Origin of the sequence: Mucilaginibacter sp. (assembly GCF_036383575.1) — a bacterium.
Lineage (GTDB): Bacteria > Bacteroidota > Bacteroidia > Sphingobacteriales > Sphingobacteriaceae > Mucilaginibacter.
The window spans coordinates 1-21,752 of record NZ_DASVOB010000419.1 but is presented as its reverse complement, the minus strand read 5'-3'; the positions used below and the strand labels follow the sequence as shown (position 1 = coordinate 21,752).

The window sequence follows — 21,752 nt, the reverse complement described above, 5'->3', positions numbered from 1 at the left end:
AAATTACTGATAATAACCCAATTATTTTAAGTAATGCTCAGGAAATAACATTCACTAATCTCATGAATCAAATACAACTTTATATTAACGACCAACTGGTTGACCTGACCGATGATAGCCCTATTGCGCTTACATTCCAGATCAATAACCTGGCCGAGGTTAAAAATCAACAGGGAAATACCAGCAACCAGTTTAAGCTTCCGCTAACACAGCGTAACCGGCAAATACTGGGTTTCCCGGATGACATAGCTTTTACCACTAACCTCCCTTATGATAATTATCAGGCAAAAATTATACAAGATGGGCTTGAGATTGTCCCATACGGCCTGGCTGTTCTTAACGGCATTGAACAGGATATGGCCAACGTAACCATATTAAGCGGCAATGTTGACTTTTTTGATGCCATTGACGGTAAGATTTATGATATGGGCGATAGCACGAGTCAATGGACTAATTTCGGTAAAACCTTGCTTTGGCACTCATATGATCATAAATGGAATGTTAAAAATGTGGTTACATCACAAACTAAAACCAGCGGCTGGATCTGGCCGGTGGTTGATTATGGCTTTATTGGCGAGGTTGATTTTACCGAACCCATAAATGTACGTAACCAGCGCCCTGGTTTTTTTATTAAAACAGCTATCGATCTGATAATAAAATCCGCCGGATATAAAGCTAAAGGGTCGCTGCTGAACAATCCATTGTATCCATTGCTTATTTGCCAGTTTGCTAACGATAGTTTTGAGCATGGTACCGATCTGCAAAACGCAGTTGACGGATTAGGTCAGTCGGCCTCATTATCGTATACATCAACTTCAGATATAGTATTAGATGGCGATCCGTTAGGTCTGAATGCACATGACCCTACCGATATCACTATGCCAATTGGCTTTCAGGAATACCATGCCACCCAAACCATTCATGGTACAGCCAGTGTAATATTTGACATGACCATGGCTGGTATAGCAGGTACCGGCAATGATGGTTATTTTGAGCTTTTTATCAATTATCGCGATGTTAATGGTGTATCAAGTAAGCAGGAGACGGTTAGATTAAATTTCGACCAGAAATCAACTCCGCCTGGCGCACGTAATCGTTTTGAGGAATTTAAAAACATCAAAATAACACATGATTTTGACTTGGTAAAAGGAGAATCGTTATTTGTATCATTTCACCTGCACCGTTACAATACCCGGGTGATCATAAAAAAAGGTGCAAAATTTCAGTTCGTTGCTGATCAAAAACCGGTGCTTTACGACCAGGAAATTCAGTGCGAACGTATTTTCCCGGATATCAGTCAAAAAGATCTGCTTAAAGATACATTGCAACGTTTTGGCATTGTTTGCCAAACGGATAATAGCACCAAAACAATATCATTTAACTCTTTTGCAGATATCGTTGCCAATATTCCTGTTGCTAAAAATTGGACGCTAAAATGTATTGATCAGGGAAAAACCATCTCATTTCAGTTAGGGGGTTATGCGCAAACAAACTACATGAAATACAAAGAGGATGATAATATTACACCAAAAGACTTCGCCAATGCACAGATCACTGTATCCGATAAAACACTACCGGCTACTGCCGATCTATTTGAAAGCCAGTTTGCGCCAACATTTAACCGCCCGTACATTGGCGGCACCATTGCGCAGATAAAAAAAGCCGACACCACAAGCGATGATGAGAGTTTCAGCATTAGCACATCGCCACGGATCCTGGTTGATCAAAAGATCGATCTTCGCAATTACGGCGATAATACCAGCATAAAGTTTACTGACGGCGATGCGGCTAATGACATTACCGTTAATGATATCATATCAGTACCTTACTTTTATAAACCCGATGGCAACTATAATCTTTGCTTCAAAGATATGTCGGGCAAAACTGGTATACAGGCCGGCTTAAAAACAGGCTATTATCCGCAGTTGGAAAAGATACTTACCCAAACCAAAAAAGTAGTGCGTTATTTTTTACTCCCCCCGCGCGATATCCTTGAGCTTGATCTTCTTATTCCGGTTTATCTGGAGCAGGATAGCTGTTATTACTACATCAACAAAATTGATAGCTGGCGTAAGGGGCAGCCCACAAAGGTTGAATTGGTGAAGTTGGGATGATCACCTTAAGGCGGCTAAAAACAATTCTTCAACAAATTATTGTAATATTAAAATGTTTAAAAATATTTAGCCCCAATATTTTTTTTATGGAAACCGCCGCTTATATTTACCAATAAAATTAGCAAATCCTAAATTATCATGTTAAAACCAGAAAGTCAGCAACAGAGCAATAAAAAAAACAAGAAAAGAATAATTTGGTTAATTAGCACCTTTTCAATTATTTTAATAATCGTAGCTGCATTTTTTTATAATAAACGTTTTTTAACGCTTTGCTACCTTAATTTTAAGAATAACCATTTTAAAATTAATGATAAACTATATGCTCAAGATCGTTTACTTGATAGCTCATTTCGCATAACCCTATATAGAAAAGTTAAACCTGTAAACGGTAATTTGAACGGACGCCCATCTATGGCAAGCTGTGGTTGGGTAATAAGCGCTGATAGTTTGCGTAAATACAAAACCGCTTGTATAGGTAGATACACTGGATATGAAATTCAAAACATGGAAAACAAGAACAACAAGTATTTTCCAATGATTTTCTTTTCAATTACAACAAACAAGAAAGCACTAATAAAGGAAGATTTTGACAGTAATCCACCAGCTGGATATGAATTTGAAGATGGTCCTCTTTACGTATGGGCAATCGAGATAACGGACAAAGAATCTCATATTTTTAGGAAATAAGTGATAAATTATCAAGAGTCGAATCTTTCTTACTTAAAACAAATCTCCATGTCAAATAAAAAGAAATACAGCATACTTGCTACTACAGCTATTTTAATAATCCTCGCATTTATAGGCTTTACCAACCGACAAATGATAATAGCCCATTATTACAATTCAAAGGTTAATCACTTTAGTAAGGGAGATAAGGTTTATGTTTATAAGTATTTTGTAAGCGATATAGGACCATCTCTACTTTATCATTAAAGCGTTTGATCAAATCAACAACTTCATCTGATTTTAAACTTATATCTTCAGGAAATGAAGTTTTAAGTGATAGTGTAAGTAAATACAAGTCCTCGTACATCGGCACCTACATTGACTATAAAATGTTCCCTGGTATTTATAAGAATAAAGAAGCAATTTTATGTGTTTACTCTATAAACCCTAATTGGAAAGTGATTAATAAAACCGCTTCATCTCCAGAACCATTACCACCAAACTACATATTTGCAGATAACAATTTCTATTTAAATTGGAACAAATGTGTTGATAAAGAATCAAATAAATTTAACTAAGTATATGCAGTTAATATTACCAGTATTGATTGCGTAAAATCAATTATGCCAAACAGCATTTAAAGCATAAAAAAATGACTAATTATAACTACAGGCTCGACATCAGCAATGACGATATCGAAAAAACCCAAAAATACACCGAAGCCTTAAATGAATTAAAGAAAGCGGTTATTGGTGTAAATAGTAAATTTCCCGAGTTTTCGGATGGTCTAAAAGAAGGCATTAAAGCCATTGGCGAAAAACTGCCAGAAGTGGTAGATGCCATGCAAAAGCTAAATGAACAAAACAAGGAACTTGCGGCATCGGGGCAAAAGCCTAAAAATATTTTGAAAGAGTTAGCGTCATCATTTTTATCCTGGAACTCTCTTATCTCCGTGGGAATCACTTTGCTTGCCAGTTACAGCGATGTGATTATCGACTGGGTGGCAGACATGATCAAGGGGCAAACCACATTATCAGCCCTGGGTAAAGCAATGAAAGACAATGCTATTATTACCGAATCGCTCATACAAACTAAATTAAAAGGAGACCAGGCAGCACAGAGTGAAATCACTAACTTAACTGCTCTGTACCGGGCCACACAAAGCCACACGCTATCAATGGCCGAAAAAAAGAAAGCTGCCGCTACGTTACAAGATCAATGGCCCGGAACATTTAAAAACATGAAAGATGAAGCCATTATAGCAGGAGACGCAGCAATTGCTTACGGGAAATTAAAAGATCAAATTTTTGCTACCGCCTATGCGGAAGCTGCAAAAAGTAGAATTACAGCAAATGCAAGCAGAGCACTGGAAAACGATTTAAAAATAGCCAAAGAACGTAAGAACAATCTTGATCTGATAACAAAAGAAGAACAAGCAAATAAAGATAAAGAAAAATATACCGATACTCCGTCTTTGTTTGATGACGGATCGGGTACTTTGGGATATGTATTGGCTGTTAGCAACGCTTCTGAAAAGCGAGCTGCCAGTGATAAGATAATCTACGATCTATCGACAGATACAAAATTACTCAATGCTCAAAATGAAAAATTATATGATGAAATTGAAGCGAGGCAAAAATTAATTTTATCTGGCAAAAAGTTAAATGAAAGTGGTTCAGATAAAACAAATAACAGTGGCCTCATTATCCCTCATAAGAAGGAAGAAAAACCAACAATTGAACAAACCCGCTCCTCCGAGGTTCTTCAAGCAAAAGCAATTGATTTTGCCAAACAAATTGAACTTGACAAGCAAAACTATGATAGCGAGCTCACTCTACTGAATGAACAACTGAATAAAAAATTGATCAGCCAGGAAGATTACAACAAAAAAAACGAGCAACTTCAACAGAAATTCCATCTTGGTATTGACGATAAGATCCAGTTTTTCAATAAGAATGATTTTGCCGAAGCTCAAAAGCAAATGCAGGCGATGATAGACGCCCATCAGCATGAGGATAAAATGGAAAAAGATCAAAAAAATGTTGATAAAGCTTTGCTGCCTGGCGAAAAGTTAAATGCAGAAAAAAAATTGATCGACGATAAATACTCTTACGAGATAAACCTTGTAGCCGGTAATGCTGAGAAGATCAAGGCGCTGGAAGATCAAAAGCAAAAAGATATTACCCAGTTAACACAACAATACGAGCAACAACGTACAGAATTTGCACTGCAAAGTGCGCAACAGGTATCAGATAAGGCATTTTCTATTATCCAAAACAATATCAAAACCCAAAGCGATGCCAAAATAAAAGGCCTCGAAAAGGATAAGGCGGCCGAGTTAGGCAATAAAAACCTGACCAACACACAGCGACAGGCTATTGAAGATAAATACCAGAAAAAAGAAGCTGCCGAAAAAATCAAAGCTTTTAAAGCGGAGCAAAAGGCATCCATACTGCAGGCTGTTATAAATGGAGCATTGGCAGTAACCAAAGCTACTTCACAAACCGGTATACTGGCTCCGTTTGTAATACCCGGCATAATTGCTTCTACGGCCATTCAGGTTGCCACTATCGTAGCCCAAAAACCACCACAATATGCTAAAGGTGGTTTGCACTATCAGTCTGACGGCCGGGGTGCATTGTTATCGGGGTATAGCCGTACGGATAATACAAACGCCTACCTACGCTCAGGCGAAGCCGTAGTGGTATCGGAAGCAATGCGCAACCCATGGGCACGCAACCTGGTGAGTGCAATAAACGTGGCACATGGCGGTCGTGATTTCTCGATTCCCAACCCCGGTCGCGGTTATGCCATAGGCGGTATATTTACAGATGGGGGCAATGCTAACCGGTATTACAATCAGCCTGTTAATGATGTGAAAGATCTGGCCAATACGCTGGCCTATCAAATGATCAATAACTTCCCTCCTGTTTATGTTGATGTTAAGGATATTAACAATCAGCAAAATATACTTGCGCAAACAATTAATCGCGTAAATCTGTGATAAAACTATGCCATTTGTCACATAAAACATACATCTAACCTCTAACCTCTAACCTCTAACCTCTAACCTCTATGGATATTCAAATCGCCAATACCCTGTTTGATGAGGGTATATTCTCGGCCATGTATAAAGCTGGGTTCATCACAACCAAAGTGTTTGTGTATCGTGAAATTTATTTATGGGTAAATGCGCAGCAACAAACACGCAATATTTCCAAAAACCAGGCGGTATTGGAAGCCGAAATCAAATTCGGCAAAGATGAACGCACCATCTGGCGGGCACTCAACTGTTTTTCTGAGAAAGCGGCTTAAAAACTCTTCCACTGACAAAATACTGTCACCAGATAAAAGGAAATTTGTGCCGACATTTGTTATATCAATTCGCCGAAACTAAAAAATCACTGAAGATGAGAACAAGCCAAAGCAAATTCAATTCATTCAAATAATTCAACAAATTCGGGTTCAGACGCCTACTGACAAAACACTGTCACCATAAAAACAAACAATAACCACGACCTTTGATGTATGCCAACCGGCATTATAAAACGTCAAAAAACAGTCTGCTATTCCGGGCAAAATAATAAGCCCAGTCCCGCTTTTAGACTTTCTTACTTACCGACTTTCGGACAAAACAACTATTCAATATGAGCTACAAAATTTATTTATACGACACCGAAACCGACTGCATTGGTTCAGGCAACTTATCATCGGCTTACATACAAACCCAACTTGAGGCAGCAGCAGGCAGCGATGTTGAAGTACACATCAGTTCGGTGGGCGGCAGCGCGTTTGATGCCATTGCCATTTATGATCTCCTTAAAAAATATCCCGGTAAAGTTACTACCTATATCGACGCGCTGGCCGCCTCGGCAGCATCTGTTGTTGCAATGGGTGGCCGGCAGGTAGTGATGAGTAAATATGCATTGCTCATGATCCACAAACCTATGGTTGGCACCGGTGGTAATGCCGATGAACTTTTGAAAGACGTGCAGATGTTAAATGTAGTTCAGGAGCGCCTGGCGCAGATCTACATAGATAAATCAGGCCTGGATGGGGTTACGGTAAACAGTTTGATCAACTCCGTCACCTGGATGACAGCCGATCAGGCTCTTGACCTGGGTTTTATTGACCAGGTTGAGGATTACAGCACAGAGATCACCAACAGCGCCCTCATTAAAAATTACACCAGCACAGCCCCCGCAGTTTACCAGCGATGCATTAACAAAATCTTAAACATAAAAAATAACAACAGCATGAACATCGAAAACAAAGAACTTATCGAGAAAACCACATCGGTATTAGACAAGATCATGAACTTTCTTAAGAGAGTGGTAAACAAGCAAACCATCACCGATAAAGGTACGCTGCACCACGCCGGTCAAATTGAAGAAGGCGCCGAAGTTTACCAGGACGAAGACATGACCTCACCAGCCATTTCCGACACTTATACCTGTGCCGATGGCAAACAACTGGATATTCAACAAGGAAAGATCCAAAGCGTAACGCCTGCCGATCCTGAAAAAGCCCCTGAAGCAGAAGATGAAGACGAGGATTTACCTGAAAGCAAATTTAAATCAACTAAAAAACCTGCCGATGTACAAAACCGCATGCAACAGCTAAAAGCCCGTTTACATGCGCAAAATGCCTTACTAACCGAAGCCCGCACTGCACTTGAAGAAGCGAACAATCGCCTGCAAAAAACACGTACCGAGGTAAAAAACGAAATCAAATCAACCTTTACACCCGAAGGTTCAAAACGCAGCAATAAAGCTCATACCGAACCTGCTCCGTTCTTCGCACCACAAAGCGAGATTGCTAAGAACGCGGTTAAAAAAGCTATCGCTTCCTAAACCAATCAACATATGACCTAAACCTTATCGCTTCTAATTAACCCATCCTTACTATCCCTATAAGTAAAACCGTTTAAAAAGCTCTCCCTTTAGGGGGCCGGGGGGCTAAACTTTATGGCTCAATTTACATTTACAAACAACACCTACGCCGGCGAAGCGCTGGCAGGATTTATGGCAAGCACATTACTCGAAGCCGATTCGGTGAAACGTGGCCTGCTCACAGTAATTAACGACGTAAAAGCCCGCAAGGTAATTCTTGATGTTGACGACGACGTTGTATTACAAAACCCTTCGGGCATCTTTACCGATCAGGGTACAACCGCTCACCAAACCGAAAGCTATCTTGACCCGGTAGTTTATGAATTTATGAAGCAGGAGCAGTGGGATAAACTTGCCCAAAGCTGGGAGGCCCAGGCCTTAAAACCCGGTGCCTTTATGGATTACGAGGGCGTGGTTGACCTTTCGGACTTTATGGTACAGCGCTATTTAACTAAGATCCAAATAGCTAACGAACGTTTGTACTGGCTTGGCAAGAGCGCCACTAAGGAGGCAGCTTTTACCGCCGATTTCCCAGGCTTACTTCCATCTATTGCAGCAGCATCCGGAGTTTATAAGGTAGGCTTAAGCAAACCCGCTACCTCATTGGCAGCAACAGCAATTGACGCAAACGGTATTGTAACCGTAACCGTAGCCGATACTTCAACCCTTGCCGATGGCGACGTTGTTACCATTACAGGCGTTACCGGTACCAGCAAGGATACGACTAATGGTGCGCCAGGCATCCCCATTCAGGGCCAATCATATTTTATCCAGATTGCTGGCGCTACTTCATTTAAGCTGGTACGCAATTACAACGAGGTTAACAGTCGTAAACCCGCAACTTTTAGTGGCACCGCTACTGCCGTTACCGTAAACTACATTAACGTAAGCAATGTTTTACAGGTACTGGGCAGCGTTTACGCCCAACTTGATCCTGCAGACAGGATCCAGGAGGATTTTAACTTACAGATCCCTTTACATGTAGGTTATGCTTATGCCCAGGCACAGGCTAACAAAGCGCTCAATGTTATTAATGCCTTTACCGACATGAAAAAGATGGACTACTTAGGTATTCCGCTTCAGATCATGAACCACTGGCAAGCCAATACCATTTTGGGCGCAAGATCATCAAACCTATTCCTTGGCGTTGACCTTTTGGGCGACGCCTCCGAGCTATCAACCGTTTACCTGAAGCCTTACACCAATGATAACGTGGTGCGTATGAAGGCCCGTATGAAAGCGGCCGTGAACTTCAAATTTACTAACGAGCTGTTTTATCTGTCGGCATAGTGCATTGTTGATTGGGTTGATTTGGTGAGTAGTTATTGACTCTTTAAACTACTACTAATTAACCCAATCAACTTAATCAACCATTTAATTTAATCAACCAATAATACCATGTCAATTTATAATAAAATAAACGCCGGTTTCAGCCTGGGAACAGATGAACCGATCACCTCGGGTATTGAGGATGTGATCTACATTTTTAATGCAGATGATATTGTGCTCACTTATGATACTACTAACCCACTTATTGTTAAAGGTCTGACAGCCGTAAGCAACGCTAAGGTTTACAAATTTGAGGGAACAAACAACAGCTTCAATACAACATCTAAACTGACAAAAACCCAGGTAGGCCCCCGTTATACCGAAGAAATCGACTTCAATATCGCTGGTTTATCTGTTGAGGTTAAGGCCCAGCTTATGGCCATGGGATATGGAAGGGTACGTGCCATCACAGTTAACAACTATAACTCAAGCGATTCTGCAATAGAGCTTTTTGGTGCCGTAAATGGCTTGATCCTTACCGATGCCGAACGCAATGCCGCAGATGAATCACTTGATGGCGGTTACAAATTGAAGCTTACCAACCCGGATAAAATGAAGGAGCCTTATCCACCACGTGCGGTGTCTATCGCTCCGGGAACCGGCAGCGCCACATATGCCAGCACCATAGCGGCTATTGAGGCATTGGTTGCAGCATAATTCATTGTGTCATGAGGTCATTAGTCATTTTATAATGGCTAATGACCATTAAGATTCTTTTTTATAACCTAAAACTAATGACCAAATGACTAATGACACACTGAAAAAAAAGTACGTCCTTAAACCAGGCCTTCATCAATTTGCACCTGGTTCGGCGGCCATTCACAGTAATGAAAATTTAAGCGACGAAGAGGCAGAATGGTATTTACAGCGATACCCGCATATAGCAGCATTGTTTGCCCCCCAGCCCCCTAAAGGGGGAGTTATGGAACCTGAAACAGTAAAGCAAGCAGAAAATACACATAAATCAATAGTTGATAATAGCTCAGATAAAGGAGGTTCAATATGAAAACTTATCTCCCGCAAATTGAACGGCGAATACTGGTAAGGCCAAATCAAACCTACGGTATCCTTAATTATGATCTGGATAACGCTTATCCGCAGCGCATGCTGGAGTTGGTAGCCGGATCGCCAACAGCAAAAGATTGCTGGAACAAACGAATAAAGTTTATTGCCGGTAATGGGTTTGAACAAAAAGAATTGGGCAAACAGGTGATCAACTCCAAAGGCTTAACTATTGCTAAATTGCTAAAAGCTTTGGCCACCGATAAAGCGCTATTCACCGGTTTCGGCATTCATATAAATTACAATGCCAGCTTCAGGATCACGTCAGTAAGCTATGTGAAATTCGAGGATATCCGCATGGGCGATTCCGACAGCCCGGAGACTGCTGATAAATATGCGTTATATAGCGATTGGGGCCGCAAAACCTGGAAAAATATCATGCGCAGCAAGATCACGTTTTTAAATAGGTATGATCCCAACCCGGAGGCAATTAGCGAGCAGGTGCGGGTTGCCGGTGGATGGAAAAATTATAAAGGCCAGTTGTTCTATTTCAACCCCGAAGTTGATGATTACCCGCTAATTGAAGCCGATTCGGTATGGGAAGATTTTGAAACCGAAGCCGGGATCAAAATTTTCAACAACCGTGAGGTAACTACCGGGTTTCTACCATCAACCATGCTTTTTATGCAGTCGCGCCGCGAAGAAGCCGAAAATACCCGGCCCGATGCCGATGAATATGCAGGTATCAATGTACCATCGCAACTTGAAAAAGATCTCGGTGCATTCCAGGGGGCAAAAAGCGCGCAAAAGATCATTGTTATTGAATATGAAGATGAAAACTCTAAGCCAGAGTTCAAGGCCTACCCTATTCAAAATAACGACAAGCTATTTGAAACTACTGAGCGATCTGTTGAGGCCCGCATCATTAAAGGGTTTTCGGTACCCAAAGAGCTGATCAATGCCGAAAAATCTTCGGGGCTAAGCAACGGCAGCGAAAAGAAACAAGCTATCCTCGAATTTAATGACAATACTGCTTCCGACAGGCTTGACCTGTCCGAAACGTTGGCCGAAATTTTCAGTCGTTTTTACAGGGATATAAATCCTGCTAACAACTGGAACATTGTGCCGGTAACTGCAATAGCGGCCGATGATACCCCTGGTATTAAGGCAGGGAACAGCATTAATGAGCTCCTCCAATCTGCCATTCCTCAAAAAAGTAAAATAGCTGCTTTGGTATATGCCTATGGCTTCAAACAAGCCGAAGCTGAAGCTATGTGCCCTTGATTAAGCCATAAGTCTTTAGCTGTAAGCTCTAAGTCTATCAAAAAATTGATTTCTGACTTAAGACTCAAGGCTTCCAACCTGAGGCTCCCCAATATCAATAAACACAATCATAAACAAACATTTTCAACTCCCCCAACGGGGTTAGGAGGCCATGCTATGATCTATTTAATCAATCAAACCATATTTCAGCAATACGAGGATATCAACGTAAATATTAAACCCGAGCGCCTCAAACTATTCATTAAAAAAGCCCAGGAGCTCGATCTGAAACCATTTTTAGGTTATGCTTTGTATTACCAATTAATAACCTATTGCAATGATGACGGTACTATAAAGGACGATGCACCTCAAGCTTATAAAGATCTTTTAAACGGTAGCGAATACCTTGACGAGTATGGACGTATCGTTTTGTATGAAGGCCTTGCCCCTGCCCTGGTTTATTTCACTTTTGCCCGCTTTATTGAAAACGACGCGATACACTACACAGCAACCGGCCCGGTAATTAAACGCCATGATAATGGGGACGCACTTTCATCGCCCGAAATAGTGAAACTGGTACAGCAACAACGCAGTATAGCTAACGCTTATGCCAATGATATAGAAAAGTTTTTAAGAGACAACCACGAAGGCTTTCCACTTTGGCGATATAATGAAAAAAATAAAAGCAGCCGCCAATCGGGTCCGCGGATCCGTGGCGTCGACAAAACAGATTTCAATTATCCGGGCGCAACTAACAATTACAATTTACCAATAACCGAATTTTTAAACTGATGGCAAACGATAAAAAAATAAGCGAGCTACCAATAGCAGAAACTATAAATGCCTCCGACCGATCAATTCTGATCAGTAATAATGCCGATTACCAGTTTGATTTTGCTGCCCTGCTTCAATTTATCAATTCAGGGCTTAATGCCGGAGCTAACTTAACCTTCGGCTCGGTGCTTCCGCAAAATACCAACGGCAAAAATGGCGATGTATTTATCAATACAACCGCAGGCTCCTTTGCTCAAAAGATAGCCGGTACCTGGACAGTTGTTTACACGATTGCCGCGGGAGGCAGCACCGATACCACCGTATTGTACGGCACTGCCATACCAAATACAGCAACTGGCAATAATGGAGACACTTTTATAAATACTGTAAGCGGGATCTTTTACAAAAAGACCGGAGGGGCATGGGGGCAGATATTTTCCATGCAAACCGGTCCACAGGGAGCACAAGGTACGAGCGGAACAGACGGTACCAATGGTACTAATGGCAAAACCATATTAAACGGCACAACTAACCCGGCCAACAGTCTCGGCACCGATGGAGATTTCTATATTAATACCGCATCATACTATTTATTTGGCCCTAAAAACGCTGGTGTTTGGGGTACCGGGATTTCACTGATAATATCAGGTGTACAATTTGAAGAAACCGACAATAAAAACACTCCAAACGGCTACGCAGGCCTGGATAGCAGCGGAAAGATTGCTTCAGCACAACTCCCCAGCTACGTTGATGACGTACTGGAAGTTGCAAATTATGCATCACTGCCTGTAACAGGAGAAACAGGCAAAATCTATATAACCACCGACACCAACAACGAATACAGGTGGAGCGGATCTGCATACATTCAAATTGTTGCATCGCCTGGCACAACCGATGCTGTACCCGAAGGTACTACAAATAAATATTTTACCCTTTCACGGGTGTTAAACACAATACTCACCGGCATTGGCTTTGGAAGTGCCGCTACGGTATCAGCAACTGACACCGTTTTACAGGCGCTGGGGAAACTGCAAGCACAAATTAGCGGTTTATTTAAGATTCCTGCCGGAGGAGCAAGTGGACAGATCTTAGCGAAAAACAGTAATAGCGACGGTGATCTACATTGGATCAATGCACCTTCAGGAGGGGGAAGCGGTGGATCATCTGAACCATCAGGTCAAATTAAATCTTTCCGGGTTGATTATGGTGCTGTTGGTGATGGGGTAACGGATGATACAGCGGCGGTGAATGCTGCGTTGGCAGCTGAAAAGGTAATATTTGACACCGGCGACTTTTTAGTAACTAATTTAGTTAACAAGTATGGATGTAAAATATTAGGAGGCGCAAGGATTTTGCAACAGACAGCTAATATTAAACAACAAATCAATGCTGCTTATGCTGATTTATACCCGATGGTTTTGGGTGAAGAGTATCTATCATCTTTTCACAAAAAGCTAATTGCAAAAACGGCTACAACAATTGTATTATCAGGAGATAGCACTACATATGGAATTGGTGCAACAACTCAATATAGTCCTGTCAATGTCCTAATGGACATTACGGCACGCCAATACGTTCAATCAGCAGTTACATATGTTAATAACGGACAACCAGGTAAAACAACACAAGATTGGCTTGATACCTATTTAGCAGTTGATTTGGCCGCAAATCCCGATGTGCTTATTTTACGATGGGGCGTTAACGATGGATGGATTCATCCGGGAACGTCAAAGGACGTTCTTGATCGCATTGATACCGGTTTGACTACCATTAGAGCAAATTCTAATTTCACACAGGATAAACTTGCCATCATCTTACAGTCGCAAAATACTACACAAGATGACAATATGGATCATCGGGGGCAAATATGGAATGAAGAATTGAATAATGGCTTAAGGGCTTTGGCGCGCAAATACCAATGTTGTTTTATGGACATTTACGGGATGTTCCAAGATAGTAAAAACTCTAACGACTATTTAATCCCATACTCAAATGGCAACGTTCATCCCACAAATACATTTTATGTAGAAATTGCTGCAAAAACTTTTGAGATTTTATTTCCAATATTCTACCGTAATGGCGGTATTAATAACAGGGGACAAACAGGAATAACAAATGCAGCAGCCCCATCCACTTACCCTTTAGCAGTATCTTTAGATTTTGTTTTAATCGCTGATGGCTTCCCTGTCAATGGCCTTATGATAACTACAAGAGGAGGGCTTAACAATGACCAGGTTGTTCAACGATTAAATAACTACGGAGGATCGGAGTCCATTGAATATTTTAGGACTGGTTTTGTCGGGGGGGGAAATGTTTTCAATCCTTGGGAAAAAGTTCAAAAGGTCATTACTCCGACTTACGTTGATAATGGTGATTCTGGTAAATCATTGACTACACTTGCTTCTACATATCCATATGGTGTATCTATTGATTTTGTGTTCAATAGTGGTGGATGGCCAATTAGTGGCATGTTAATAACAACTAAAGGCCTTTACGGCACTGGTGTTAGTATTACTCAGCGATTAACTAATTATCAAAATTCTACAGTTGAATATGTAAGGGTTGGTTCATATGATAATCAAGGGACAAACGGTTGGCAAGATTTTAAGCCAGTGCAACTTATTGCACCTGTTCAGACCTATTTTGATAATGGGATGTCAGGAGTTACCAGTGCAAAAACCCCATTATTGTGGAAAAATGGTTATTCAACAGATTTTGTTGTTGCAAGTGATGGTTTTCCAATTAACGGATTGTTAACTACAGTAAAGAGTAGTGATCAACTTGTTAGACAGGAATTGACTACGTATGATACTGCTACAAATATGTATGTGCGGGTTGGCTATACCGGTGGTGGCGGGATTTGGCAGGCATGGAAACAAGTCACTTTAGTGTAATGCAACGTTATAAGATTATATTTGCTTTCATGAAAAGAGGTCTGATATTATCAATTATTGTGAATATGATTTGCTTGCCATTGGCAGGTATCTACATAGTTAGAAAAATTCAATTTTATAATAGTTTAGCTCCAAACTCCACAACAGTATCAAACGAAAACGTATTTTGGAAAATCAGGAACTCTGAATTTAAAACCCTCCAAATCGACAGTAATTCAATTGTATTTGTGGGTGATAGCAATACACAAAACTTTGAGATTTCAGAAGCGTTTAGTAACATAAATATTAAAAACAGAGGTATTATTTTAGATGGTACAACCTCTTTATTAGGAAGAATTAATTACATAGCTAATAATCGCCCAAAAAAGATATTTATCCAAATTGGTATAAATGATTTGTTAAGTGGAGTTCCTTCCCAGGTTGTTGTTGACGATATCAATAGAATGATTAAGCAAATAAAAAACATATCTCCAAAAACCACTATTTTCATCCAAAGTGTTTTTCCCACCAATTGGAATAAGTATAAAGATAAAACCCCTGTTTTGCGAGACATTATAGACCTAAATAATAAATTGCAAACTTTAAGCTCCAAAAGTGGCTGTACATATATCGATTTATTTCATTTGCTGATAAAAGAAAAAGGACTAAACCCCCAATATGACTGCGGAGATAATTTGCACCTCAATGGACAGGGATATCTCGTGTGGAGAAATTCAATTGAGAAATTTATTTAAGAGATCATTCATTATTTATTTAAGTACAAAATTCAACCATACAGTAAAACAAACTTTATTTACAGCCAAACAAACCAAACCATAAAAGTCAGAAGTAATATACATCCCTCATAACACAAGGGCATTTCTTAATACCTTGTGCTTCTCCCACCTAATCATCTACATTATCATGACAACATTTGAACACAGAGAGATAAGGGGCATTACCATTAAGAATATGATAGTGACCATAGCCAGTACCGTAAGCATCGTTGTTTCTGTAATGACCGGTTACTTCCAATTGAAGGGGGATATTAAAGATATCCGCGCTTCTCAGGATACGCAAAGCAGGATCAACGAGATCAGATTAAAAGTCATCGAAGGACAAGTCAACGTACTGCAACAGGAAGTTCAGAAATTAAAAGAAGGAAAGAAATCTTAAATGTATTGTTTAAGGGGGTTGTGCCCAGAACGAGATTCGAACTCGTACATCCTTACGAATGCCACCCCCTCAAGATGGTGCGTCTACCAATTTCGCCACCTGGGCTTTTAAAAAATGTGAGAATCTTTCAATTCTCACATTCCAATTTTTCTTACTTAAAAAAGGCGTGCCCGAAGAGAGACTCGAACTCTCAAGAGACAATTCTCAACGGCTTCTGAGACCGCAACGTTTACCAATTTCGCCATCCGGGCTTATCGTTTTATTAACAAGCGTGCAAATATAATCGTTTCCGGCAAATTGCAACCTAATAAATTAAAAAATCAATATTATGTTGTTTAATGGTTATTGAAAACATAATTTAGGTTTCATAAAACACTTTATATCAAACTAAATGAAGCTAAGCCGCATTTTTATTTCAGGTACCTTATTTTGTTTTTTGGCCCTCAATTCCGTTTTAAAAGCACAAACTATTACCATCTTACAGCAGGATAAGCCAACAAGTATCCGCGGTTTATCGGTAGTTGATGATCATACGGCGTGGATAAGCGGCAGTAAAGGATATATCGCAAAAACTATTGACGGTGGCAAAACCTGGAACTGGCAGCAAATAAAAGGCTATGAAAAATCTGACTTTAGAGACATTGAAGCCTTTAATGATAAAGAAGCTGTGATCATGGGTTCGGGCACGCCGTCTCTTATTTTAAAAACAGCAGACGGAGGACAAACCTGGCAGGAAAAATATCAAAAAACAGACACCACCTATTTTTTAGATGCTATGGATTTTGCTGACAACCTTCATGGTTACATTTTAGGCGATCCTATCAACAATAAGTTTCTATTACTGGAAACAAAGGACGGTGGTGAAACCTGGAACGAATCGAAGAATGCACCAGACGCCCTACCCGGAGAAGCAGCCTTTGCCGCAAGCGGAACATGCCTAAGAGTAGCAGGTAACGGATCAATATACATTGTTTCGGGAGGAAAAAGTGCAAGGCTTATTTCATTGCAGCCAGGCTATACCCAATGGCAATATACAAATCTGCCTGTCACACACGGGCAAAGCAGCCAAGGTGCCTTTTCATTATCAATAGGGCAAAATCAGGGAATTATTGTTGGTGGCGATTATGCAAACGATAAAAAGACAGACTCAGTTGTTACTATCCACACGGTCCATCCCTTTATCTCATTTACGCCTCCACAAGTGGGGCCTGCAGGCTTTCAATCAGGTATTGAGCACATAAAATCAGGCATATTTCTTTCAACCGGTACTCCCGGAAGCAACATTACTATTGATGGAGGCAGGACTTGGAAGCAAATTGACAGTACAAGTTTTAACGTTTGCCGCAAGGCAAAACACGGAAAACTTGTATTATTGGCCGGAAATGGGGGTAAAATAGCTATTCTGAAATTATAGTTTACTGGTTATTAATAGCTTAAAAAAAGCTTTACATTAATTTAAAAAATAGCTTGCATGGAATAGTTAAGAACCCTATATTTGCACCACTTTAAACGGAAACGGTTAACCAAATCAAAGAAGTTTAAAGAATGATTCCGTAGCTCAGCTGGTAGAGCATAACACTTTTAATGTTGGGGTCCTGGGTTCGAATCCCAGCGGGATCACAAAGCCTTTAAAAAGAGGCTTTTTTATTTAAAAACAAAAGCTGCCTTTAAACAGCCTCGCCTTTAAAAGCGAAAAATTTAAAGAATGATTCCGTAGCTCAGCTGGTAGAGCATTACACTTTTAATGTAGTGGTCCTGGGTTCGAATCCCAGCGGGATCACAAAGCCACTCCAAAAGAGTGGCTTTTGTTATTTTAGATTGGAGTTAGAATAGGCGGGCACGACGATTGCACCGATCAAGCAAAATAAAGCCAACAATTAGAGCAACCCCTAACAAAGACTACCAAACGCATTTTTTCGTTATATTGGCCGTGCAATCAGGCTCAATCAATTTAAACTTGGCTAAAAAATGACCGGCGGTATTAAGAACGATAAGGTGAATATGAAAATGCTTGCGAAAGAACTCAACCTTTCAACCGCAACCATATCAAAAGCGCTGCGCGATAGCTATGACATAAGCTATGAAACCAAACTTAGGGTAATGGAAGCTGCCAGGCGCTTGAATTATGTGCCTAACGCTTATGCCAGCAGTCTCCGCAAACAAAGCAGCAATACTATAGCCATCATCATCCCTGAAATTGCCGACAGCTTTTTCAGCCAGGCCATTAATGGCATTGAAAGTATTATTGCGCCCCAAAAATATCATGCACTGATCTACCTTACCCATGATAGCTATGAAAGGGAGGCATCTATGTTTAACGATCTCGCCAGCGGACGGGTTGACGGCCTCATCATGTCTGTAGCCAGCAGCACACAGGATACTGGTCATATTAAAAAATTGCAGGAAACAGGCATTCCTATAGTTTTTTTTGACAGGGTGTGTGAGGATATTACGGCAGATAAAATTGTAACCGATGATTATAACAGCGCCTACAACGCTACTACTCATTTGCTGCTGGCAGGGTGTAAAAATATCTCGCTGGTTACCATCAGCGGTTACCCTTCTATTTTATCGGCCCGCGAACAAGGGTATCGCGATGCTTTAAATAACAACGGATTTACAACCGACGATACAAGGATAGTAACCTGTTCCAATAAATACACGGAAGAAAACGTAAATATGATCAAGGCCCATTTAACAACTGTTAAACCCGATGGTATCATAGCTACTGTTGAACAATTAGCAACTGCAACTTACCTGGCCTGTGATGAGCTGAAATTACAGATCCCCCGTGATGTAAAAGTTGTTTGCTTTACCAACCAGATCACGGCGGCCATACTTAACCCGCCGCTTACCACTATTTTGCAGCCGGCTTATGATATGGGCAAACAGGCAGCCGAAATACTTTTCGGCCGCCTGTCCGGGAGGCTTACTGAAGCTAAGCAAGAGCTGGTGATGCCATCACAACTGGTTGCAAGGGTATCTACAGCCTCTTAATTAATCTTTTTGAGGGATATTGGTCATGGTGAACGCCAAAGTACCGCCGTGGCTGATCTGCTCGTGCGATATCGTATGATCTTTTATTGCAACTCCGTTAAAAGTTACTGATTTAACGTATTTGTTTTGGGTTGATAAACCAGTGGCTTTGATCACCAGCTTATTACCGTTTTGCAGGTTCAAAGCTATGTATGGAAACTGTGGTGCTCCAATGCTGTACAAGCCTGATGCCGGCGTTACCGGATAAAAGCCCATCGTACTAAAAATGTACCAGGCCGATGTTTGGCCGCAATCGTCGTTACCATTTATGCCGATAGGTGCATTCCTGAAATTTTGCCATGAGGTGTGCTGCCTCACCAGTTCCTGCGCTTTCCACGGCATACCACAATAGTTAAACAGGTAAATGTAATGGTGCCCTGGCTCATTATCAGCACGGTAATGTCCATCATTAAAGTTGTGGGTTAACTTGTCAGCAAAAGCTTTTTCGCCCCCCATAAGGCTGATCATTCCGGGTACATCCTGCATAGCGCCAAAAGTATATGTCCATTTGGTACCTTCGGTAAAACCGCTATCCGGTTGGGCCGACCAGCTTCCATCGGCATTACGAGGAGCCATAAAGCCGGTTGAGGTGTTATACACATTTTTATAATTTTTACTCCAGCCCATCAACTGGTTATAATCACTGGTTTTGCCTAACACTTTTGCAAGCTGGGCAACGCAATAATCATCAATACCATACTCAATGGTACGGGATACCGATTCTTTAGTTTTATCAACCGGAACATAACCTAATTTGTGGTAATTGGTTAGCCCGCCTCTTGCCTCAAAGCTTGTCCACAGATCGCGGTCACCCCATTTTTTCTGAACATCGCCATCGGGTGCGGTAAAAGCGTCTTTATGCAAGGCTTCGTAAGCTAAGGCAGCATTGTAGCCTCTGAAACCTTTTATGTAAGCATCAGCAATCACAGCATCGGCATGGGTACCTATCATGATGTTGGTATAGGTTGGGTTTGGCCACATCGGCATCCAACCGCCCTCCTGGTACATTTGCAGCAACGATTTTACCATATCATTTACGCGCTCGGGCTGGGTCAGGATCAGCAAAGGATGCAATGCCCTGAAGGTATCCCATAATGAATAATCATTGTAGGAAACACCATTATGTACCTTATCATCAAACGCGCTATAATATCTGCCATATTCCGAAAACTCCCTTGGGAAAAGCAGGGTGTGGAACATCGCCGTATAAAAAATCGTTTTTTGTCCGTCGGTAATATCAGCAACCTGAACTTTTTTCAATTGCTGCTGCCAGTTGTCACGAGTACTTTTCACTATTTTCTCAAAATCCCAATCAGGGATTTCACGCTTAAGGTTGTGACGAGCCTGATCGATGCTGATAAATGAAGTAGCTACGGTAACCTTTACTACTGTACTACCCGCTGTTTTGAATGAAACATAAGCGCCCATACGGGTACCAAACTGTTCTTTACTTTTCTTTTTAATGGTTTGATTATCCCAGGTGCCATAGTTGCGGATGGGCTTATCAAACTTGATAATAAAATACCCTTTGAAGTTTTTAAGCGGAGGCCCAAGCTGTGCCGACTGCCTGTCGGGATTGTAACCAGTTATCTCGTTATTTACAGTGTCGATATGCACATATCCACGTAGCTCTTTCATCCGCACTTTAAAATCGTTGGCCCAATCCGTAAGTGCGGGATTAAGATTGATGCCCTGGATAATGAGATGTGCCTGATCTGCTTTAGGGAATGTAAATCGGAACATACCGCAAGTATTGGCGCCGGCTATTTCCGCTTTGATGCCTGCGTTGGCGCCGGCTTTTAGTTTTACCGAATAGTAATATGGTTTGGCTACCTCATCCTTATGGTCAAATATTAGTTTGCGCTCTTCGGGCAGTACACGGAGGTTACCGATCTGGGGCATTACAGATACATAGCCATAATCGCCCATCCAAACAGTGGGTTGGTGTGAGGCCATCAGGCCTATTACCGAGTTATCTTCATACGTATAACTCATTTTGCTCATTTTGTTTTCGCCGGTTTGGGCTACAAAATTGGTCATGGCAAAAGGCACGTTAACGCATGGCATGGTGCCGCCACCGTCAAGTCCTTTGGCAAAGCCGGTTGATGCGGTACCGATGAGCGGATTAACGTAGTCAACCTCATCCTTTTTTACTTTTGCTGGTTTTTGCTGTGCATTTGTTGCAGCAGTGACCAGCGAAAGCATTATCAACGGGTAGATTTTCCGTTTAAATTCCGGGCAGATGTTTAAGATCATTTTTAGATAGATTTTTAGGCTTGTTTAAACAGGCTTGGCAAATCTCTAATTTTTCAGGTCATATTTATGGTAAGCCTGTTATTTTTTTCGCGAATATTTTTGCTGATACAGAATTGAACCAAATACTATCTTTCTGAAGATACGATGGCCTTGATGTCATCGGCAGACAGAGCTGCCTTAAACACTTTTACCTTGTTGATATATCCATGAAATACCCGTTCGGATGGAAATTCCTCGTTTCGCCCTAAGGTCCACTTATTACTTACAGACAAATCCGCAGATACCTCTAATACAGACGTTCCAGCCAGTGCACCGTCGATATAAACATAAAGCGTTTTGCCATTGCATACACCGGCTATGTGATGCCAGTG

17 protein-coding genes and 4 tRNA genes are annotated in these 21,752 nt (G+C 41.1%); 17 read left to right on the top strand and 4 right to left on the bottom strand.

Annotation, left to right across the window (positions count from 1 at the left end; translation table 11 throughout):
• Positions 1-62: 62 nt before the first annotated feature.
• The 13 genes from VF500_RS14680 to VF500_RS14620 all read left to right on the top strand — a co-directional run bounded on the left by VF500_RS14680 (position 63) and on the right by VF500_RS14620 (position 16,089).
• Positions 63-2,114 (top strand): hypothetical protein, encoded by a 2,052-nt coding sequence (locus VF500_RS14680; protein ID WP_330860382.1) that lies wholly within the window; start codon positions 63-65, stop codon positions 2,112-2,114.
• Positions 2,115-2,252: 138 nt separating this feature from the next.
• Entirely contained in the window at positions 2,253-2,801 is a 549-nt protein-coding gene (locus VF500_RS14675; RefSeq protein ID WP_330860381.1) for a hypothetical protein, read from the top strand.
• Positions 2,802-3,432: 631 nt separating this feature from the next.
• Positions 3,433-5,784 carry a hypothetical protein gene (locus tag VF500_RS14670; RefSeq protein WP_330860380.1) on the top strand — a complete coding sequence of 784 codons (2,352 nt, stop codon included), beginning with the start codon at positions 3,433-3,435 and terminating at the stop codon, positions 5,782-5,784.
• 71 nt (positions 5,785-5,855) lie between these two features.
• Positions 5,856-6,095 carry a hypothetical protein gene (locus VF500_RS14665; RefSeq protein ID WP_330860379.1) on the top strand — a complete coding sequence of 80 codons (240 nt, stop codon included), beginning with the start codon at positions 5,856-5,858 and terminating at the stop codon, positions 6,093-6,095.
• Positions 6,096-6,427: 332 nt separating this feature from the next.
• Positions 6,428-7,633 carry a head maturation protease, ClpP-related gene (locus tag VF500_RS14660; RefSeq protein ID WP_330860378.1) on the top strand — a complete coding sequence of 402 codons (1,206 nt, stop codon included), beginning with the start codon at positions 6,428-6,430 and terminating at the stop codon, positions 7,631-7,633.
• A gap of 114 nt (positions 7,634-7,747) precedes the next feature.
• Positions 7,748-8,962 (top strand): hypothetical protein, encoded by a 1,215-nt coding sequence (locus tag VF500_RS14655; RefSeq protein ID WP_330860377.1) that lies wholly within the window; start codon positions 7,748-7,750, stop codon positions 8,960-8,962.
• Between the two features lie 108 nt (positions 8,963-9,070).
• The gene (locus tag VF500_RS14650) at positions 9,071-9,658 is read left to right on the top strand and encodes a hypothetical protein (protein WP_330860376.1); all 588 of its coding nucleotides are present in this window, start codon (positions 9,071-9,073) and stop codon (positions 9,656-9,658) included.
• 85 nt (positions 9,659-9,743) lie between these two features.
• Positions 9,744-10,007 carry a hypothetical protein gene (locus VF500_RS14645; RefSeq protein ID WP_330860375.1) on the top strand — a complete coding sequence of 88 codons (264 nt, stop codon included), beginning with the start codon at positions 9,744-9,746 and terminating at the stop codon, positions 10,005-10,007.
• Positions 10,004-11,287: a hypothetical protein gene (locus VF500_RS14640; protein ID WP_330860374.1), complete on the top strand. Its 1,284-nt coding sequence runs from the start codon at positions 10,004-10,006 to the stop codon at positions 11,285-11,287. Before VF500_RS14645 ends, VF500_RS14640 begins: the two co-directional genes overlap by 4 nt.
• Positions 11,288-11,443: 156 nt before the next feature.
• Positions 11,444-12,058, top strand: a complete 615-nt coding sequence (locus tag VF500_RS14635) for a hypothetical protein (protein ID WP_330860373.1) — start codon at positions 11,444-11,446, stop codon at positions 12,056-12,058.
• A gap of 167 nt (positions 12,059-12,225) precedes the next feature.
• Positions 12,226-14,934, top strand: a complete 2,709-nt coding sequence (locus VF500_RS14630) for an SGNH/GDSL hydrolase family protein (RefSeq protein ID WP_330860372.1) — start codon at positions 12,226-12,228, stop codon at positions 14,932-14,934.
• 29 nt (positions 14,935-14,963) lie between these two features.
• Positions 14,964-15,668, top strand: a complete 705-nt coding sequence (locus tag VF500_RS14625) for a GDSL-type esterase/lipase family protein (RefSeq protein WP_330860371.1) — start codon at positions 14,964-14,966, stop codon at positions 15,666-15,668.
• A 169-nt stretch (positions 15,669-15,837) separates the two neighbouring features.
• Positions 15,838-16,089 carry a hypothetical protein gene (locus tag VF500_RS14620; RefSeq protein WP_330860370.1) on the top strand — a complete coding sequence of 84 codons (252 nt, stop codon included), beginning with the start codon at positions 15,838-15,840 and terminating at the stop codon, positions 16,087-16,089.
• Between the two features lie 21 nt (positions 16,090-16,110).
• Here VF500_RS14620 and VF500_RS14615 read toward each other — a convergent pair.
• Positions 16,111-16,194, bottom strand: a tRNA-Leu gene (locus VF500_RS14615).
• 62 nt (positions 16,195-16,256) lie between these two features.
• A tRNA-Leu gene (locus tag VF500_RS14610) sits at positions 16,257-16,340 on the bottom strand.
• A gap of 140 nt (positions 16,341-16,480) precedes the next feature.
• Between VF500_RS14610 and VF500_RS14605 the strand changes: the two genes are divergently transcribed.
• The 4 genes from VF500_RS14605 (at position 16,481) to VF500_RS14590 (ending at position 19,086) form a co-directional block, all read left to right on the top strand.
• Positions 16,481-17,503, top strand: coding sequence for a WD40/YVTN/BNR-like repeat-containing protein (locus VF500_RS14605; RefSeq protein WP_330860369.1), 1,023 nt, complete (start codon positions 16,481-16,483; stop codon positions 17,501-17,503).
• Between the two features lie 133 nt (positions 17,504-17,636).
• Positions 17,637-17,709, top strand: a tRNA-Lys gene (locus tag VF500_RS14600).
• An 87-nt stretch (positions 17,710-17,796) separates the two neighbouring features.
• Positions 17,797-17,869: transfer RNA gene (locus VF500_RS14595), tRNA-Lys, on the top strand.
• 188 nt (positions 17,870-18,057) lie between these two features.
• A complete protein-coding gene (locus VF500_RS14590; protein WP_330860368.1) occupies positions 18,058-19,086 on the top strand; it encodes a LacI family DNA-binding transcriptional regulator in 1,029 nt (342 codons plus the stop codon).
• On the opposite strand, the gene VF500_RS14585 is transcribed toward VF500_RS14590, so the two are convergent.
• Together VF500_RS14585 and VF500_RS14580 are read right to left on the bottom strand one after the other, a co-directional pair.
• Positions 19,087-21,381 (bottom strand): GH92 family glycosyl hydrolase, encoded by a 2,295-nt coding sequence (locus VF500_RS14585; RefSeq protein WP_330860367.1) that lies wholly within the window; start codon positions 21,379-21,381, stop codon positions 19,087-19,089.
• A gap of 125 nt (positions 21,382-21,506) precedes the next feature.
• A partial coding sequence (locus VF500_RS14580) for a LamG domain-containing protein (protein WP_330860366.1) occupies positions 21,507-21,752 on the bottom strand: 246 nt, incomplete at its 5' end.

What these genes read in the sequence shown, in the direction of transcription:
- VF500_RS14680 (WP_330860382.1), top strand. Translation starts at nt 63, where the DNA reads ATGAATCAAATACAACTTTATATTAACGACCAACTGGTTGACCTGACC.
- VF500_RS14675 (WP_330860381.1), top strand. Translation starts at nt 2,253, where the DNA reads ATGTTAAAACCAGAAAGTCAGCAACAGAGCAATAAAAAAAACAAGAAA.
- VF500_RS14670 (WP_330860380.1), top strand. Translation starts at nt 3,433, where the DNA reads ATGACTAATTATAACTACAGGCTCGACATCAGCAATGACGATATCGAA.
- VF500_RS14665 (WP_330860379.1), top strand. Translation starts at nt 5,856, where the DNA reads ATGGATATTCAAATCGCCAATACCCTGTTTGATGAGGGTATATTCTCG.
- VF500_RS14660 (WP_330860378.1), top strand. Translation starts at nt 6,428, where the DNA reads ATGAGCTACAAAATTTATTTATACGACACCGAAACCGACTGCATTGGT.
- VF500_RS14655 (WP_330860377.1), top strand. Translation starts at nt 7,748, where the DNA reads ATGGCTCAATTTACATTTACAAACAACACCTACGCCGGCGAAGCGCTG.
- VF500_RS14650 (WP_330860376.1), top strand. Translation starts at nt 9,071, where the DNA reads ATGTCAATTTATAATAAAATAAACGCCGGTTTCAGCCTGGGAACAGAT.
- VF500_RS14645 (WP_330860375.1), top strand. Translation starts at nt 9,744, where the DNA reads ATGACTAATGACACACTGAAAAAAAAGTACGTCCTTAAACCAGGCCTT.
- VF500_RS14640 (WP_330860374.1), top strand. Translation starts at nt 10,004, where the DNA reads ATGAAAACTTATCTCCCGCAAATTGAACGGCGAATACTGGTAAGGCCA.
- VF500_RS14635 (WP_330860373.1), top strand. Translation starts at nt 11,444, where the DNA reads ATGATCTATTTAATCAATCAAACCATATTTCAGCAATACGAGGATATC.
- VF500_RS14625 (WP_330860371.1), top strand. Translation starts at nt 14,964, where the DNA reads ATGAAAAGAGGTCTGATATTATCAATTATTGTGAATATGATTTGCTTG.
- VF500_RS14620 (WP_330860370.1), top strand. Translation starts at nt 15,838, where the DNA reads ATGACAACATTTGAACACAGAGAGATAAGGGGCATTACCATTAAGAAT.
- VF500_RS14605 (WP_330860369.1), top strand. Translation starts at nt 16,481, where the DNA reads ATGAAGCTAAGCCGCATTTTTATTTCAGGTACCTTATTTTGTTTTTTG.
- VF500_RS14590 (WP_330860368.1), top strand. Translation starts at nt 18,058, where the DNA reads ATGACCGGCGGTATTAAGAACGATAAGGTGAATATGAAAATGCTTGCG.
- VF500_RS14585 (WP_330860367.1), bottom strand. Translation starts at nt 21,381, where the DNA reads ATGATCTTAAACATCTGCCCGGAATTTAAACGGAAAATCTACCCGTTG.